This is a genomic window from Pantoea sp. X-Soil-YNGN-785 (assembly GCF_059730585.1).
The window spans coordinates 915133-931272 of record NZ_AP035942.1 but is presented as its reverse complement, the minus strand read 5'-3'; the positions used below and the strand labels follow the sequence as shown (position 1 = coordinate 931272).

Annotated in this window: 15 protein-coding genes; 5 read left to right on the top strand and 10 right to left on the bottom strand. The window is 58.1% G+C overall.

Going from position 1 to position 16140, the window contains the following annotated elements; all coding sequences use genetic code 11:
- The first annotated feature begins 105 nt into the window (after nt 1–105).
- Complete coding sequence (locus AC6I8E_RS04150; RefSeq protein ID WP_497824468.1) at nt 106–3243, top strand: beta-galactosidase; 3138 nt, start codon at nt 106–108, stop codon at nt 3241–3243.
- On the opposite strand, the gene AC6I8E_RS04145 is transcribed toward AC6I8E_RS04150, so the two are convergent.
- Entirely contained in the window at nt 3125–4399 is a 1275-nt protein-coding gene (locus AC6I8E_RS04145) for a multidrug efflux MFS transporter (protein ID WP_013356933.1), read from the bottom strand. The two genes, AC6I8E_RS04150 and AC6I8E_RS04145, sit on opposite strands and share 119 nt — an antisense overlap.
- A gap of 434 nt (nt 4400–4833) precedes the next feature.
- Between AC6I8E_RS04145 and AC6I8E_RS04140 the strand changes: the two genes are divergently transcribed.
- Nucleotides 4834–5085 (top strand): biofilm development regulator YmgB/AriR family protein, encoded by a 252-nt coding sequence (locus AC6I8E_RS04140; RefSeq protein ID WP_033782003.1) that lies wholly within the window; start codon nt 4834–4836, stop codon nt 5083–5085.
- Between the two features lie 9 nt (nt 5086–5094).
- On the opposite strand, the gene AC6I8E_RS04135 is transcribed toward AC6I8E_RS04140, so the two are convergent.
- The 3 genes from AC6I8E_RS04135 to AC6I8E_RS04125 all read right to left on the bottom strand — a co-directional run bounded on the left by AC6I8E_RS04135 (nt 5095) and on the right by AC6I8E_RS04125 (nt 8745).
- On the bottom strand, nt 5095–5415 hold the full coding sequence (locus AC6I8E_RS04135) for a hypothetical protein (protein WP_095707633.1): 321 nt from the start codon (nt 5413–5415) through the stop codon (nt 5095–5097).
- A gap of 155 nt (nt 5416–5570) precedes the next feature.
- Nucleotides 5571–5867 (bottom strand): I78 family peptidase inhibitor, encoded by a 297-nt coding sequence (locus AC6I8E_RS04130; protein ID WP_013356930.1) that lies wholly within the window; start codon nt 5865–5867, stop codon nt 5571–5573.
- 274 nt (nt 5868–6141) lie between these two features.
- Nucleotides 6142–8745 carry a bifunctional diguanylate cyclase/phosphodiesterase gene (locus tag AC6I8E_RS04125; protein WP_497824467.1) on the bottom strand — a complete coding sequence of 868 codons (2604 nt, stop codon included), beginning with the start codon at nt 8743–8745 and terminating at the stop codon, nt 6142–6144.
- Nucleotides 8746–8958: 213 nt separating this feature from the next.
- Between AC6I8E_RS04125 and AC6I8E_RS04120 the strand changes: the two genes are divergently transcribed.
- The 3 genes from AC6I8E_RS04120 to AC6I8E_RS04110 all read left to right on the top strand — a co-directional run bounded on the left by AC6I8E_RS04120 (nt 8959) and on the right by AC6I8E_RS04110 (nt 10283).
- Entirely contained in the window at nt 8959–9609 is a 651-nt protein-coding gene (locus tag AC6I8E_RS04120) for a CPBP family intramembrane glutamic endopeptidase (protein ID WP_033732018.1), read from the top strand.
- A 173-nt stretch (nt 9610–9782) separates the two neighbouring features.
- Nucleotides 9783–9953 (top strand): hypothetical protein, encoded by a 171-nt coding sequence (locus tag AC6I8E_RS04115; protein WP_003850083.1) that lies wholly within the window; start codon nt 9783–9785, stop codon nt 9951–9953.
- Between the two features lie 99 nt (nt 9954–10052).
- The gene (locus AC6I8E_RS04110; protein ID WP_033731707.1) at nt 10053–10283 is read left to right on the top strand and encodes a hypothetical protein; all 231 of its coding nucleotides are present in this window, start codon (nt 10053–10055) and stop codon (nt 10281–10283) included.
- Between the two features lie 115 nt (nt 10284–10398).
- Here the strand turns inward: AC6I8E_RS04110 and yniD are convergent, their stop codons facing one another.
- The 6 genes from yniD to AC6I8E_RS04080 form a co-directional block, all read right to left on the bottom strand.
- On the bottom strand, nt 10399–10506 hold the full coding sequence (yniD, locus tag AC6I8E_RS04105; RefSeq protein WP_022625163.1) for a small membrane protein YniD: 108 nt from the start codon (nt 10504–10506) through the stop codon (nt 10399–10401).
- A gap of 120 nt (nt 10507–10626) precedes the next feature.
- Nucleotides 10627–11055: an OsmC family protein gene (locus tag AC6I8E_RS04100; RefSeq protein WP_497824466.1), complete on the bottom strand. Its 429-nt coding sequence runs from the start codon at nt 11053–11055 to the stop codon at nt 10627–10629.
- A 57-nt stretch (nt 11056–11112) separates the two neighbouring features.
- Nucleotides 11113–12300, bottom strand: a complete 1188-nt coding sequence (gene lldD / locus AC6I8E_RS04095; RefSeq protein WP_497824465.1) for an FMN-dependent L-lactate dehydrogenase LldD — start codon at nt 12298–12300, stop codon at nt 11113–11115.
- Nucleotides 12300–13073, bottom strand: coding sequence for a transcriptional regulator LldR (gene lldR / locus AC6I8E_RS04090; RefSeq protein WP_497824464.1), 774 nt, complete (start codon nt 13071–13073; stop codon nt 12300–12302). Before lldR ends, lldD begins: the two co-directional genes overlap by 1 nt.
- Nucleotides 13070–14725, bottom strand: coding sequence for an L-lactate permease (gene lldP, locus AC6I8E_RS04085; protein WP_497824463.1), 1656 nt, complete (start codon nt 14723–14725; stop codon nt 13070–13072). The genes lldR and lldP overlap by 4 nt, the downstream gene beginning before the upstream one ends.
- A 207-nt stretch (nt 14726–14932) precedes the next feature.
- On the bottom strand, nt 14933–16105 hold the full coding sequence (locus AC6I8E_RS04080) for a cyanate transporter (protein ID WP_497824462.1): 1173 nt from the start codon (nt 16103–16105) through the stop codon (nt 14933–14935).
- Between the last annotated feature and the right edge of the window lie 35 nt (nt 16106–16140).

Here is a 16140-nt window from a genome sequence, read left to right as displayed (position 1 = left end):
GGCCCGCTTTCGGGGAAAACTATTTGTGCAAATCGGGATGGCGAACGCTTTACAGCCTGAACAATTTTGCGCATTGTGAGCGCATCACATTTACAGGATATAACCATGACTCTCTCACAGGCTGCTTTCAGTGACATCCTCTCCCGGCGCGACTGGGAAAATCCGGTCGTGACCTCGCTGCATCGGCTGGATGCGCACCCGCCTTTTGCCAGCTGGCGGGACGAAGCAGCGGCGCGTGATGACACGCCCTCGGTGTCACTGCAAAGCCTGAATGGGGAGTGGGGTTTCAGTTACTTTGCGCAGCCTGAGGCGGTCCCGGCCAGCTGGTTACTGCAGGATCTGCCGGATGCCAGCACGATTCCGGTGCCGGCAAACTGGCAGATGCACGGCTTTGATGCGCCTATTTACACCAACGTGCAGTATCCCATTCCGGTTAATCCCCCGTTTGTACCCAAAGAGAACCCGACAGGATGTTACTCGCTCACATTCAGCACGGACGCCGCCTGGCTCACTTCCGGGCAGACACGCATCATCTTTGACGGCGTCAATTCAGCCTTTCATCTGTGGTGCAATGGACAGTGGATTGGCTACTCTCAGGACAGCCGCCTGCCCGCCGAATTCGACCTGAGCCCTTATCTGCGACCGGGCAAAAACCGGCTGGCGGTGATGGTGCTGCGCTGGAGCGACGGCAGCTATCTTGAAGATCAGGATATGTGGCGGATGAGCGGCATTTTCCGCGATGTCACGTTACTGCATAAGCCGCAGGTGCATCTGGCTGACGTGCAACTGGAAACCCGGCTCAGCCCGGAGTTTACCCGTGCCGAGCTGCGCGCCCAGGTCCGCGTTGCCTTGCCGCCTGACCTCACCTCGCGCTATCAGCTGCGCCTGACGCTATGGCAGGGTGAACAGCCGGTTGCGCAGTGTCAGCAGCTGCTGGGCAGTGCCATTATTGACGAGCGGGGTCACTATCCTGAACGCGCCCTGCTCAGCCTGCCGGTGGAACGGCCCGCGCTGTGGAGCGCTGAAACGCCACACCTCTATCGCGCCACGCTGGCGCTGCTGGATGGGGATCAGCAGCTGATCGAGGTGGAAGCGTATGATGTCGGCTTCCGTCAGGTCACTATCGATAACGGCCTGCTCTGTCTCAACGGCAAACCGCTGCTGATCCGTGGCACTAATCGCCACGAACATCATCCGGAGCTCGGTCAGGTGGTGGATGAGGCAACGATGTGCCGCGACATTGAGCTGATGAAGCAGCACAATTTCAACGCGGTGCGCTGTTCGCACTATCCCAATCATCCGCTCTGGTATCGGCTGTGCGACCAGTACGGGCTTTATGTGGTGGATGAAGCGAATATCGAAACCCACGGCATGCAGCCGATGAACCGGCTCTCCGACGATCCCCGCTGGTTCGCTGCCTTTAGCGAACGTGTGACGCGTATGGTGCAGCGCGATCGTAATCACTGCAGCATTATTATCTGGTCGCTGGGCAATGAGTCGGGACATGGTGCCACGCATGACGCGCTCTACCGCTGGGTGAAAAGCAGCGATCCTACCCGTCCGGTTCAGTATGAAGGCGGTGGTGCGGACACCGCCGCGACCGATATCATCTGCCCGATGTATGCCAGGGTCGATGAAGATCAGCCATTCCCGGCGGTGCCGAAGTGGTCGCTGAAAAAGTGGATCGGCCTGCCGGGCGAAACGCGTCCGCTGATCCTGTGTGAGTATGCGCATGCCATGGGCAATAGCTTTGGCGGTTTCGCGAAATACTGGGAGGCCTTCCGCCAGTTCCCGCGCCTGCAGGGCGGCTTCGTCTGGGACTGGGTGGATCAGAGCCTGACCCGCTATGACGATCAGGGCAACCCGTGGCAGGCTTACGGCGGTGATTTTGGCGATAAACCCAACGATCGTCAATTCTGTATGAACGGGCTGGTGTTTGCCGATCGCACGCCGCATCCGGCGCTGTATGAGGCGCAGCGCGCACAGCAGTTCTGGCAGTTCACCGTCGATCCCGGCGACCCGCTGAGCGTTACGGTCAGCAGCGACTACTTATTCCGTCACAGTGACAATGAAGTGCTGCGCTGGCGCATTGAGCAGGAAGGCCTGGTAGTGACGGAAGGTGAAGTTTTACTGGATATCGGCCCACAGGGTCAGCAGCGGATCACTCTGCCGTCACCGCCCGCCTTACAGGGCGAATGCTGGCTTAATGTTGCTGTTCATCAGATTCACCCGACCCGCTGGAGTGCTGCCGACTGGCGTGTCGCCTGGCATCAGTGGGCGCTGCCTTCGCTGCTGGCGCTGCCTCCGCTGCCGGAAAAAGCTGAAGCACCTGTCCTCCATGATGACGCCAGTGAGATTATCGTCACCCATCAGCAGCAGCGCTGGCATTTCTCACGCCACAGCGGCGAACTGACGCAATGGTTTGTTGATGAACAGCCGACGCTACTCTCGCCGCTTCAGGACTGCTTTATTCGCGCGCCGCTGGACAATGACATCGGCACCAGCGAAGCGGAACGGGTAGATCCCAATGCGTGGGTCGAACGCTGGAAGGCGGCAGGATATGACCAGATGAGCAGCCAACTGGTGTCGATAGCCGCGCATGCGTTGCCGCAGGCGGTGCAGATCGAAACGCTGCATAGCTGGCTCGCCAGTGGCAAGCTTGCCTTTATCAGCCGTAAGCGTTATCTGATCAATGCGCAGGGGGAGTTGCAGTTACAGCTTTCCGTTGAGCAGTCACGCGGATTGCCACCGCCCGCACGCATCGGCTTACGCTGTGAGCTGGCGCAGATACCGCAGCAGGTAAGCTGGCTCGGCCTGGGACCGCATGAAAACTATCCCGATCGCCAGCTGGCCGCGCAGTTCTCACACTGGCAACTGCCGCTGGATCAGCTTTCAACCCCCTACGTTTTCCCCGGTGAGAATGGTCTGCGTGGCGGCACCCGCCAGCTCGACAGCGGCAGCTGGCAGGTCAGCGGCGATTTCGCTTTCTCACTGAGCCGCTTCAGTCTGGAACAGCTGCGTGAGGCATCCCACCGCCACCTTCTGCGTCCGGAGGCGGGCTGCTGGCTGCATCTGGATGCCTTCCACATGGGCATCGGCGGTGATGACTCCTGGAGCCCCAGCGTCAGTCCTGAGTTTTTGCTGACTCAGCAGCGCTGGCAGGCTGAACTGACGATTTGTCAGCCGACGCGGGCAACACAGTCTTCGGACGCCGGTAAAAGCGTTTCAGAAACAGCACGTTAATCAGCACCACAACGGCGGTGGCACAAAAGACCCAGCGGAAACCTGCCACCGCCGAGACCGCTGCGCCCAGTAATGGGCCAGCAACATTGCCAAGATACATAAACGACTGGTTATAACCGAAGATCCGGCCGGTGATATTGTCGCGCGAATGACGCACCAGCAGGGTCTGCACCGCAGGCATCATCGCGCCATCGGCGAAGCCCAGCAGAAAACGTAAGACGCCCAGCTGCGTGGCACTGGTCACAAAAGACATCGCGATAAACAGCAGCAGCGAGATGACCATCGTCGCCAGCAGGATACGCTGCGTACCAATGCGGTCACCGAGTCGTCCCAAACGTGGCGCGGCCAGCAGTGCAGAGACGCCGGGCAGTGCCGCAATTACGCCACTGAGAAACGCGATATTCTCTGCGGTGGGCGCCAGCTCGCGCACAAACAGCGTCAGGATCGGGTTCACCGATCCGTTGCACATCTGGATCACCATGGTGGTGAAAAACAGGCAGAGCATCAGCCTGGGGTTGTCCAGCGAGCGGAAAACCTCGCGTCCGCTGAGCTTCTCTTTTTTACTCACCGGGGTGTAACCGGTCTCTTTAATCAGGAACAGCGTCACCAGAAAGCTGACCATCAGCAGCGCCGCGGTGACGATAAATACCGTGCGCAAACCGACCCAGTCAGCCAGCAGCCCACCCAGCATCGGCCCCAGAATCACACCGCCAATCTGTCCGGTGGAGACACAGCTCAGCGCCCAGCCGCTGCGTTCACGCGGCACCTGAGCCGCCACCAGCGCCATCGCGTTGGGGATATAGCCGGAGGTCAGCCCCATCAGGGCGCGCAGCAGCAGCAACTGCCAGGCTTCGGTGACAAAAGCCTGCAGCAGGATCACCACGCCCATACCAAACGCCGCACGCAGCAGCATCAATTTACGGCCTTTGCGATCGGCCAGACTGCCCCACAGCGGGGCGACCGCCGCCGAAACCACGAAGGTGATACTGAAGGTGAGCCCCGACCAGAGACTCAGGGACTCGCCTCCGGTGACGCCAAGCTGCTCAAGGTAGAGCGGCAGAAACGGGATAATCTGGCTGATGGCCAGGCCAGTAAAAAAACAGCCAAACCAGACCGAGATCAGGTTTATCTTCCAGGGTTCAATAATGCGTGGCATGAGCAGATAATTCAAAAAGAGGGAGTACTTAGTTTAACGCGACGATTCTTAACGTGACCGACATAACATGGCACAAACGGCAAAAGACCGGATTCCTCTTGATTCAGCGCAATTACCCGCGAAAATTTTCTCTGACCAGCGGTTTACAGCGTGAATCCCGTGGCCGACGGCCTGCCCTGGTACCCTCTTCCTCAACCATGCCTCATCAATATGGAAAAATATGTCATTCTGTTACTGACAACGATTCACGCCGCTTCTATGTTTAAAAAATCGCCAGTCGTGGCGATGTGGCGATCATTCTGCCTGGCGCGACGTCCTCCGCTAAAAAACGGTCCAGACCATCCGGCTACGCTGAGGCAGTTCAGCTTATGACATGCATAGATGCCCTTACACCTGTGTAAGGGTCGGGGTAGTGTTTCAGCGGAGGTAGGGAAATGAGAGTGCAAACGAACAGTGCCAGCCGCGCTATCAGTGACTATTTCAACAGCCCGAACTGGCGAACACCGCCAGAGTCCGATCTGCTGGCGGTTATTCTGCGTGAAATTATGGAGGCGGGAGAACCCGCAACCAGTAAGGCACTGATTGCGCGAGTGATCGACAAACTGGAAGTGGAAGGCGATGAGGCGCAGTTGCAGCGGTATCGCACCCTGCTGGCACAGCTCATCGACACGCAGCCGGCGGTATAAAACGGCGGTTTACTTCACCCAGCGCAGTTTATCCGCTTCGCTGACGCTGGCCCGTCCGCTGCTGCGCTGAAACAGGCAGAGCTCCCGTCCACGCCTGTTTTTCATATGCTGCTGGGGATAGCGTCCTTCCAGCAACAGTGCGCTGTAACCTGTGTTGTCGTCATACTCAATCGGCTCGCCCAGCACTTTTACTTTGCTCAGGTGGCTGGCGTTAATACACGCCTGCGTCATGATCTGACGGCTCTTCTGCCAGGCCTCTTCACTGGAGGCCTGTGCCAGCGTGCTGCTGAGTAACAACGTGGGCAGCAGTGCCACGATGATGCGTTTCATCTTCTCCGCTCCTGTTCCGGCCCGAAGGCGCTAAAAAAATTCCCGCCGGGGCGGGAATAAACAAGACGAGCACTATTTATTGTGTGACGAGGAAGTTTCTTAAACGCGCTGCTATCCTCGCCTGCCGTTATGACAAGCCTATGACAGACCGGCCGTCAGCCACAATAAACTGAGCTGATATTGCCATTTTTGTCGGCCAGGAAGTTAAGCCGGTTGAGGTTGAAGTCCATGGTGACCGCAGAATTATAGGGGATTGGACGCACCTGCTGTTCAAAGTGTTGACCCTGAAGCACGGTTAACGGTTTGCCGACATAGTTCTGAAACTGAGAGGCACCGCAGCGGTCGGCTTCAGGATCCTGCGGCACACTGGCGGTGTCAGGTTTACTGGCAGACTGACAGGCGGTTAATGCAAACAGACCCACTACCAGCAGCCCTTTTCCATAAAATTTCACGTTTGTTCTCCTGTTGGACGTGTAAAACCTGCCCCAAGAGTAGCAAAGCGTGCCTGCTGACCAGAAGCCGGAAAAGGTAAAGTTGTTACAGTGAGCGCGGATCCGGGTGTCACACAGGGGCATTTTTTAAGATTAATCGCACTCACTGCCTAAAAAAATACAGTGAGCCGCTACACTATCTTAAGACTATTCTTAGCGCCGTGGAGATCATGATGGAACTGATTATTTTTGTTGTCTGCGCAATGCTGATGACCGCCGTGGCGGTCAAAGTCCGTTAAACCGGCTCAGCCTGATTTTGCGTTGTTCTTTCCAGAAGCGTACTGAATGCAGCCAGCGGCATCGGCCGACCGAGGAAGTAGCCTTGCCCCTCTTCGCACGAGAGCTGTTTTAGCTGGTTCAGCTGCGCTTCTGTCTCAATTCCCTCCGCCGTAATCGTCAGCGCAAAAGCGCGTGCCAGCGCAATAATGCCCGCCACGACCGATTGCGCCTGCTGCGACTCCGGGAAATCTTTCATCCAGGAGCGGTCTATCTTCAGACCGTTGAACGGGAAGGTCTTCAGGTAGCCCAGCGCGGCATAGCCGGTGCCAAAATCGTCAACGGTTAACCTCACCCCCAGTGACCGTAAGCCCTGCATTACCTCCAGCGCATGCTGTGGATGTTCAAAGGTGACATTTTCCGTGATCTCCAGCTCCAGCCTTGTCGCTGGCAGACCACTTTTCGCCAGAACATCTGCCACACGTTGCACCAGATCGCTGGTACGAAACTCCATCGGCGAAATATTGACTGACACATAGCGATCGCCGCCCCAGCCCAGCGCATCCTGGCAGGCGCGCATCAGAACCCAGTCGCTGATAGTGGCGATCAGACCGCTCTCTTCCGCCAGCGGAATAAAGTGGTCAGGCGTAATCCACTGATCCGGGGCAATCTGCCAGCGAATCAGCGCTTCAGCGCCGGCCAGCTGACCGGTCAGCAGCTGATAACGGGGCTGATAGTGCAGACGGAATTCGTTGTTAGTCAGCGCTTTCTCAATGCGCCGCGCCATTTCACGCTTATCTTCGCGCTGGCTCGCCATTTCATTGGCGTACCAGACCCACTGATTACGTCCCGCATCGCGTGCTTCATTCAGTGCGATATCCGCCATCTGCAGCAGCGCTTCCGGATGGCTGGCATCCTGCGGCGCACAGGCAATGCCCATGCTGATGGTGAGATAGTGGACATGCTGGCCGGTGCTGACTGGCTGCTGAACCTCGTGCACCAGCTGAGCACAACGCTGATCGATCCGCTCACGGTTCGTTTCCCGCAACACCAGGACAAATTCATCTCCGCTCAGCCGCGCCACCAGCTCCTGCGGGCCGATACAGTGCTTCAGACGCTGCGCTATCTGGCTCAGTACCTCATCGCCCGCCGCATGGCCCCAGGTTTCATTGATTGGCCGGAACTGATCGAGATCGAGAGTAATCAGCGTCAGCGGCGCAGCGCCATCAGGCAGCGCAAGGTGCAGCGTCAGAAACTCCAGCAGCTGCACGCGGTTCGAGAGACCGGTTAAAACGTCGTGACGCGACAGAAACTGAATGCGAGCCTCCGCTTCCATGCCCTGGGTAATGTCCGATACCGTGCCGCGAAACCCGATACGTCGCGCATCATGCCAGATGGTTTTCGCTACCAGCTGACCGATGCGGCGGTGACCCTGAGCCGACATAAACTGACAGCGCAGCGGCATCTGTTGCTCTTCCGCCTCCTGCCGCAGCAGCCAGGCGACCAGCGAATGGCTGGGATGAGTCAGCAGATGATCGATGTGACGTCCCAGCCAGTGTGTGATGTCATGGCCGGTAAGGGTATGAAAACGCGCTGACAGATAGATCAGACGGCCCTCTTCATCCGTTTCCCAGATCCAGTCTGACGCCGCCTCAGCGAGATCGCGAAACCGCGCTTCACTGTTGGCAAGCTCCTGCTGACTGATTGCCAGCATGGCAAAGCGGCGGTCAGAGAGAATCGCATTAGAGAGCGCATGGCGGCTGACGCGATGGGTGATGATGCCGATGATGATCGCCGTCAGCAGCAGCAGTGGCAACAGCAACCCGATCAGGCCCATGCCCGGCATTTTTGACGTCCAGCGCAGCACAATGGACTCGCCGCCTGGCAACGGGAGTACCATTCGCGGTTCACGCAGGGCATCCTCTTCACTGGCGGGCAGACGCAGTTCGCGCACATCCAGCGTCGCGCCGAGTGCCTGTAATTTGGCGGGTGTGAACAGATTCACGAACACCATGATAGACGCAGGTCCGGCCATAGGCGGCGCGTTCGGCAGTTTACCGCTGCTGATAGGTGCAGCCACCACAATCGCGGGCAGATGATTGATCAGCGCATTGCGGGTCATCGCTTTATTATTGAGCTGACGCGCTGCCGCAATAAGCAACGGTGTTTCATTACCCAGCCAGGCTTCCAGCGACGTATCCGCCAGTTGCCCATTAATCACGCTGTAGGTAGTGCGGCCTTTGCCGTCAACCACGAACACGCCTTCATAGTGATACTCTTCGTAAAGACCCGGTCCGAAGTTCTCTTCGTCAAACGCCCAGACCTTGTTCACCCTGACATGGAGATTGCGCCAGGCTTCTCCCCAGAAGGCATAATCCCGGATATCGGTGACCATCGCCTCCTGACGATTTTGCCACGTCTGCTGCATCAGCATGCGGTCATGCTCAACCGATGCGCTGTTCTGACGCTGCGCAATCGTCAGCACCATCAGCATCGAGAGCACCAGCACACCAGACAGCAGCAGCGAAAGCGTACGCAGGCTGCGCCGCGTAAAGCGGACAGTGCGATCTTCAGCGGCATGTCTGAATGGCGGCGACGGCGGCGCCGGAGGGTTAAAAGTCATTAAGAGTGCTCACTACACAGCCAGGGGTTGAGATCACAGACCTGCAATACAACATGCGTTGCTGGCCAGATTAGTTTCATCAGTTATCGGCCTGGGTGCTCTGGTGTTTAGTCTGCGGCTAACATTTTGCGCTTAAATAATGTGTAACAGGCTCACTCGACAGCGATCGGGTGCATTGCTACTATGCGCTTACCTTCGCTGGCTGAGTCGCCTATGAACACCAATTCCGACAGAGTGACCCTGACGCTGTTCTACGTCGGCAGCTTTGTGGTCTATTACCTGGTTACCATGCTGATCACGCTGTTCCCTAATTACAGCGTGCTGCGTAATGACGGCCTGCTGGTGCCCGTACTCTGCCTGTTTGAATTTGCTGTTATCTATCCGCTTTATCGCTTCTACTGCCAGCGCCGCACCGATTTGCCGCTGGGTGAACTTTATACGCTGCAAACCCTGCTGTTTACCGGCGCGCTGTTTGTGCTGATGGCGGCACAGATGCAGTTCATGCAGCCGGAAGGCTGGCTGGTGATGCAGGCCCAGCAGGGACGCAATTCGCTGTTGATCCTGCTGCTGACCGCCGTACTGCTGGCGCCGGTGTTTGAAGAGGTGCTGTTCCGCGGTTTCCTGTTACAGGGTTTTCTGCTGTGGGCGCCGCGCAGCCGTTTCGCCTGCATGCTGCTGACCTCACTGCTGTTTGCGGTGATGCATACACAGTATGTGCACTGGCAGACCCTTATCGCTCTGACGCTGTTTTCACTGCTGCTCTGCTATGCGCGGCTGCGGAGTAACAGTCTGGCGCTGCCCATTTTCCTGCACACCCTGAATAACCTGATTGCGCTGCTGCCCGCCTGGTATTTCGCTGGCTGACTCCCCGCCTGCGTCCTTGTCTTACACAGCCCTCATCCTGCCGCAGACCGCTTCCTGGCAGGTCATAGCTCACACTGACAATGCCGCCCCGTCACGTTTGTCTATACTGGATGTTAAAAAGGGATAAAAAGCACCACAGTCCGGACCACCAGACCGTGTAAAGGAGAGGATCTATGTTGATAGGATTTGTGTTGTTAGTGAGCGCGTGTGGCTACGACGCCTGCGAAGCGCTGCCGGTCTCGGAGCGCATTTATCCGACGAAGGTGGACTGTGAAACGATGGCAAACCGTATTCATAAAGTCAGACCGAATGTGGTCCTGCTTTGTGGTGAGGTCCATCGCTGATTCAGGACCAGATTCAATAAAGCAGGGCTGCAACATTGCAAGCTGGCGCTTTAGCGTACAAAATATAAGCTGTTGTTATCCATTACCGTTGTGAATCCCATGAAAACATCACGCCCCCGTCGTCCTGGTGGACGCTGGGTTTACTATCTTTTGTATGATGGCATTCTGTGGCCCTGCCCCGTCCGATGGGAGTGGGAGAGCAGCTATGGCGGCTGGTTGCCATTTTATTACACGCCAACTTTTGAGTTTGTGGTGGGCGATCCGCGTAAGGCTTATCGCATTGCGCGCAGCGATGTGCGGACTAAACGGCGCGAGGATGCCTTTGTCTGAATGCGTTTATCGCCACGGCAGCCACGAGGCGGTGAGCAGAAAATAAACCGCTTCCAGTACGATAATTACCATCACTAATATGCCCAGCGAGTGGCGACTAATCCACTTCATCTGCTCAGGCCCAGATCATGGCAGCCCAGCGTATCAGCAGCAGCGCGCCGCAAATGCACAACAGAACCAGCACCATCTTCCAGTACTTTTTGGCCGCCCGGTATCTTGTCACCTCGGTCTCCCCTAATCAGAAAGCGAAGATGCGCCAGAAGGCGCATCTGTTCCGGTCAGCAACAGGACCGGGAGGCATAGCATAACGTCCGGGCCACCAAAAGGCGACCCGTTGCCGGCATCAGTTGTTCAGGGTGTAATCCAGCGTAATTTCCGCGTTCAGTACCTGAGAAACCGGGCAGCCCGCTTTGGCTTTGTTGATGATTTCGTCGAAGGTCGACTCATCAATGCCTGGCAGGGAGATGGTGCTGGTCAGCGCCACTTTGGTGATGGCAAAGCCCTCGCCATTTTTATCCAGTGACACATCAGCCGTGGTATCAATGCTTTCCGGTTTATGGCCCGCATTGCCCAGCATCAGCGACAGTGCCATAGAGAAACAGGCCGCATGCGCTGCACCAATCAGCTCTTCCGGGTTGGTGCCTTTGACGCCTTCGAAACGGGTATTAAAGCCATAAGGCTGCTGGCTCAGCACGCCGCTTTCGGTGCTGACGGTGCCTTTGCCTTTAATATCGCCTTCCCAGTGCGCCGAACCTTTCTTATGAATGGTCATGTCATTCCTCCTGTTGGTAAAGAAGCTAAGTATAGACAATACATTCATTTTCGCAGGCTAACTCACCGCGCGGGGACGTGATACCGTGCCTGTTGGTGTCAGCAGCGCCTCCGCCTGCACCAGCGAATCGCGGGTAATTTCACTTATCGATTTTGCGCCGGTCAGCGTCATGGCCACGCGCATCTCTTTCTCAATCAGGTTCAGCAGGTTTTCCACGCCGCGCTGTCCATGGGTCGCCAGCGCATAGATAAATGCCCGTCCCAGCAGCACGCTATCTGCCCCCAGCGCAATCATCCGCACCACATCCAGCCCGTTGCGAATACCGCTGTCTGCCAGAATAGTAATGTCACCTTTGACCGCATCGGCAATCGCTGGCAGCGCACGGGCTGAGGAGAGCACGCCATCCAGCTGGCGTCCGCCGTGATTCGAGACCACGATGCCATCAGCGCCAAAACGTACCGCGTCGCGTGCATCTTCCGGATCGAGAATGCCCTTGATCACCATCGGCCCGTCCCAGAACTCGCGGATCCACTCCAGATCTTTCCAACTAATCGAGGGATCAAAGTTGTTCGCCAGCCAGCCAATATAATCTTCCAGCCCGGTCGGCTTGCCGAGATAGGCGGAAATGTTCCCCAGATCGTGCGGACGGCCCTGCAGTCCCACATCCAGCGCCCACTGTGGATGGGTGACCGCCTGCCAGTAACGACGCAGCACCGCGTGATTACCGCTCATCCCGGAGTGCGCATCGCGATAGCGCGCGCCCGGCGTCGGCATATCCACGGTAAACACCAGCGTTGAACAACCAGCGGCTTTTGCACGCTCCAGCGCATTGCGCATAAAGCCGCGGTCACGCAGCACGTAAAGCTGGAACCACATCGGACGATTGATCTGCGGGGCCACCTCTTCAATCGGGCAGACCGAGACTGTCGACAGGGTAAACGGAATGCCTTTCAGGGCTGCCGCACGCGCCGCCTGCACTTCGCCGCGACGGGCATACATGCCGCACAGGCCGACCGGTGCCAGCGCAACCGGCATCGACAGGGTTTCATTAAATAATTTCGTTTCGAGGCTAAGTTCCGACATGTTCTTCAGAATGCGCTGGCGCAGCGCCACGTCAGAAAGGTCCTCCACGTTACGTCGCAGGGTGTGCTCGGCGTAAGCCCCGCCATCAAGATAGTGAAACAGGAACGGCGGCAGGATACGTTGCGCGGCGGCGCGATAGTCACTGGCAGCTGAGATAATCATCAGTCAGATTCCTTTGGGTTGCGTGTGTCGTTATCCGGTAAGCGTGTGATGCGCGCCTGGCGCGCTTCATCTTCATGGAGACTTTTCAGCATGGTATGGACAAAGCCCAGATGCTGCATCGCCGCCTGACGGGCCGCGTCGGCGTCGCCCGCGAGGATCGCATCCAGCAGCCCCCGATGCTGTTCCGTCAGGCGGGCAAAAATGGCTGGCTGGGTGTACATGCGCTGACGGCTCTGCATCACCGACGACTGCAGCAGCTCGAAAAAGCCGCGCATGGTCTGCAGCAGCACCACATTGTGTGACGCCTCGGCAATCGCCAGATGGAAGCGCACATCCGCCTGGGCAGCGAGGTCAGGATCGTCACTCTCTTTCAGCTTCAGGGTGGCGTCAAAGGCGTACTGCAGCTTCTCTTTGTCGGCGTCGGTGGCGCGCAGTGCCGCATGCCAGGCAGTACTGGCCTCGATGGCATGGCGCGCTTCCAGAATGTCGTAGCGGTAGTCGGGATCGTCGCGCAGCAGCTGGCGAATCGGTTCGACGATGCGCTGTTCCGACCAGGGTGCCAGCTGCTGACGAATCCAAGTGCCGCCGCCGCGCCGGCTGATAAGCATGCCACTGCTGATCAGCTGCTGTATCGCTTCACGCAGCGAGGAACGTGAGACGCCGAGCTCCGCAGAGAGCTGGCGCTCGGCGGGAAGGCGCATGCCCGGTTCGAGCTGATGTTCGGTGATATAGGCCCGCAGGCGTGTCACCAGCGGATCGGCAGTGTTGCTCATGGGATCATCCAGGGGAAGACGTAGGCCTGAAGTGTGGTAATCACCCCCACCATACAGGTGAAAATAAGGCTGTGTTTAACCGTAAACCGGAACAGGTCGGACTCTTTTCCCACCAGCCCGACCGCCGCACAGGCGATGGCGATCGACTGCGGCGAGATCATCTTACCCGTCACACCGCCGGTAGTATTAGCCGCCACCAGCAGAACATCGGAAACGCCGATCTGCTGGGCGGTAGTCGCCTGTAACGCGGCAAACAGCGCATTCGATGAGGTATCGGATCCGGTCAGGAAGACGCCCAGCCAGCCCAGGAACGGCGAGAAGAAGGTAAACGCGTGGCCGGTGTGCGCCAGCGCCAGAGCAAGCGTGGCAGAGAGACCGGAGTAGTTGGAGATAAACGCAAAGGCCAGCACCATCCCGATGGAGTAGATCGGCAGTGCCAGCTCTCTCAGCGTTTCACCAAAGGTCTGCAACGCTGCCTTTGGCTTCATGCGCAGGAACAGCATCGCCACAATCGCCGCAATTAAAATGGCGGTGCCGGTGGCGGAAATCAGATCCAGCTTAAAGATCGCCGGGTAAGGCGTGGCGCTGCCGACCACGGGCGGCATCCGCGCCACCAGCTCATTCAGCATCGGCACCGGCACCGCCAGCACCCACTCATAGAGTGCACCACCTTTGGCGAACAGCGCTTTAAAAGGCGGGATGCTCCATAGCGTGACGGTGGCGGTGAGAAACAGGAACGGCATCCACGCGCGGATCACCTGCCCCAGCCGATACTTCTGTGGCGGTTGCAGCACATCGCCGTGCTTCGCCTCTGCATCGGCAAAACGAAAGATGCGCACCGGTTTCCAGACCCGCAGGAACAGCGTCAGCGAAATCAGCGAGGCGAGCGACGAGATAATATCGGGCAGCTCCGGCCCCAGGAAGTTGGAGCTGAGGAACTGGGCAAGGGCAAAGGATCCACCCGCCACAACGACCGCTGGCCAGGTCTCTTTCACGCCGCGCCAGCCATCCATAATCGCCATAATCCAGAACAGCACAATCAGCGTCAGCAGCGGCAACTGGCGTCCGGCCATCTGGCCGATGGCGAAGCTATCCAGTCCGGTGACCTGACCCGCCACGATAATCGGAATGCCCATTGCGCCAAAAGCGACCGGCGCGGTATTCACAATCAGGCAGAGCCCGGCAGCGTAGAGCGGATTAAATCCCAGCCCCACCAGCAGCGCCGCGGTAATCGCCACCGGCGCTCCAAAGCCCGCCGCGCCTTCCAGGAAGGCCCCGAACGAGAAGCCGACAATCAGCATCTGCAGACGCTGATCGGGGGTAATGGAGAGGATAGAGGCACGGATAATATCGAACTGGCCGGTTTTGACCGAGATTTTGTAGACGAACACGGCGGCGACAATAATCCAGGCAATCGGCCACAGCCCATAGAGAAAACCGTACACCACGGCGGCCAGCGCCTGGGCAACGGGCATCTGATAGAGAAACAGCGCCACCAGCAGCGCCAGCACCACGGTGGTGGTGGCGGCCAGATAGCCTTTCATCTTCAGCTTAATCAGTGCAAAGAAGAAAAACAGAATCGGGATCAGCGCGACCAGGCTTGAGAGCCAGATATTACCCAGCGGATCGTAGTTTTGTTGCCAGATCTGCATGCCAGTATCTCCAGAGGAAAAGGTGATGTGGCATGCAGATGCAGTACTGTATGCCATCTGCCCCCGGATTGGTCAGACCAAACCGCTGTATTGGGGCTTATGGCAACAGATAGTTAATGCATTGTTAATATATGGCAACAGAAGTTGGGCGAATTTTCCCGGAGTGTGAACCAGAGAAAAATATTACCGGAATTGGTCGGACCAAAATCAGCAATTTATCTCCGGGAAAGCGTGCTGATAGCTGTGCGGATGAAAACGCAGATTAAGCACAATCAGCAGCAGCGTGACCGTCGCCTGCAGAATCCAGACGCTGGTGAAATTTCCGGTGAGCGCATGCAGCTGACCGGCGATAAACGGCATGCTGCCCGCAATAATAAAGCCGACACCCTGCATAAAGGCCACCAGCCGCGCGCCAGCCTGGGGCTGCTCCAGATGATCCAGCGCCAGCACCAGTGCCAGCGGAAACGCCCCGCCCAGCCCGAAGCCCGCTATCCCCGCCCAGAACCATGGTGCCAGCTGTGGTGCAAACAGGAAGCCGAGCATGCCGCAGAACTGCATAGCCAGGGTGAGCAGCAGCAATGGACGACGATCGCGGCCTCGCGCCAGCAACGGCAGCAGCAGCGCACCGGTAACCTGACAGCCGATCATCATACCGAGCAGTGAACCGCCCGCCTGCGCACTCCAGCCACGCTGATGGTAAAAATCGGGCAGCCAGGCAACACAAATGGCGTAACCGCCGTTCACCAGCCCGAAGCTCAGCGCCAGCGTCCAGGCGCGGGTTTTTCGCCACAACGAAGGCACTGCGTCGGCCTCCGTGCGGGCTGCGGGTGGCGTGGTGGTGATCAACAGCCAGAGCAGGATAGCCAGCACCACCGGCAGCGCCCAGCTGCTCAGTGCCCCCTGCCAGCCAGCATGTGCACTCAGCCACGGCGAGATCGCCGCGCCAATCCCGCCGCCGCCCATCAGCGCCGCTGCCCATAGTCCGGTCACGCCCGCACTGCGGCTGCCAAAGCGCTGACGAATCAATCCCGGCATCGCCATCTGGACGATACCAATGCCCGCCCCACCCGGCACTGCAGTCAGCACCAGCCCGCGTCCGTCAGTCACAAACCATCGACTCACCAGCGCCAGCAACAGCAGCAACAGCCCGCCCAGCAGTAATTTACGTACCGCAAAGCGCTGCATCAGCGGCGCACTGACCAGGGCAATGGCACCCATCATCATCATCGGCACCGCAGGCAGCAGCGAGGCCGCCAGCGGTGACAGACCGATGCTCTGCCGCAGCTCACCGAGTAACGGACTGACAGAAGTCATCAGTGGCCGCATATTCAGCCCGGCCAGCACCAGCGCCGCCAGCAGCAGGTTGTTCTCTCTCTTCATATGAAATCTACGCCATTAAAAGTTGCCAGCCTGAC

What these genes read in the sequence shown, in the direction of transcription:
- AC6I8E_RS04150 (WP_497824468.1), top strand. Translation starts at nt 106, where the DNA reads ATGACTCTCTCACAGGCTGCTTTCAGTGACATCCTCTCCCGGCGCGAC.
- AC6I8E_RS04145 (WP_013356933.1), bottom strand. Translation starts at nt 4,399, where the DNA reads ATGCCACGCATTATTGAACCCTGGAAGATAAACCTGATCTCGGTCTGG.
- AC6I8E_RS04140 (WP_033782003.1), top strand. Translation starts at nt 4,834, where the DNA reads ATGAGAGTGCAAACGAACAGTGCCAGCCGCGCTATCAGTGACTATTTC.
- AC6I8E_RS04135 (WP_095707633.1), bottom strand. Translation starts at nt 5,415, where the DNA reads ATGAAACGCATCATCGTGGCACTGCTGCCCACGTTGTTACTCAGCAGC.
- AC6I8E_RS04125 (WP_497824467.1), bottom strand. Translation starts at nt 8,745, where the DNA reads ATGACTTTTAACCCTCCGGCGCCGCCGTCGCCGCCATTCAGACATGCC.
- AC6I8E_RS04120 (WP_033732018.1), top strand. Translation starts at nt 8,959, where the DNA reads ATGAACACCAATTCCGACAGAGTGACCCTGACGCTGTTCTACGTCGGC.
- AC6I8E_RS04115 (WP_003850083.1), top strand. Translation starts at nt 9,783, where the DNA reads ATGTTGATAGGATTTGTGTTGTTAGTGAGCGCGTGTGGCTACGACGCC.
- AC6I8E_RS04110 (WP_033731707.1), top strand. Translation starts at nt 10,053, where the DNA reads ATGAAAACATCACGCCCCCGTCGTCCTGGTGGACGCTGGGTTTACTAT.
- AC6I8E_RS04100 (WP_497824466.1), bottom strand. Translation starts at nt 11,055, where the DNA reads ATGACCATTCATAAGAAAGGTTCGGCGCACTGGGAAGGCGATATTAAA.
- lldD (WP_497824465.1), bottom strand. Translation starts at nt 12,300, where the DNA reads ATGATTATCTCAGCTGCCAGTGACTATCGCGCCGCCGCGCAACGTATC.
- lldR (WP_497824464.1), bottom strand. Translation starts at nt 13,073, where the DNA reads ATGAGCAACACTGCCGATCCGCTGGTGACACGCCTGCGGGCCTATATC.
- lldP (WP_497824463.1), bottom strand. Translation starts at nt 14,725, where the DNA reads ATGCAGATCTGGCAACAAAACTACGATCCGCTGGGTAATATCTGGCTC.
- AC6I8E_RS04080 (WP_497824462.1), bottom strand. Translation starts at nt 16,105, where the DNA reads ATGAAGAGAGAGAACAACCTGCTGCTGGCGGCGCTGGTGCTGGCCGGG.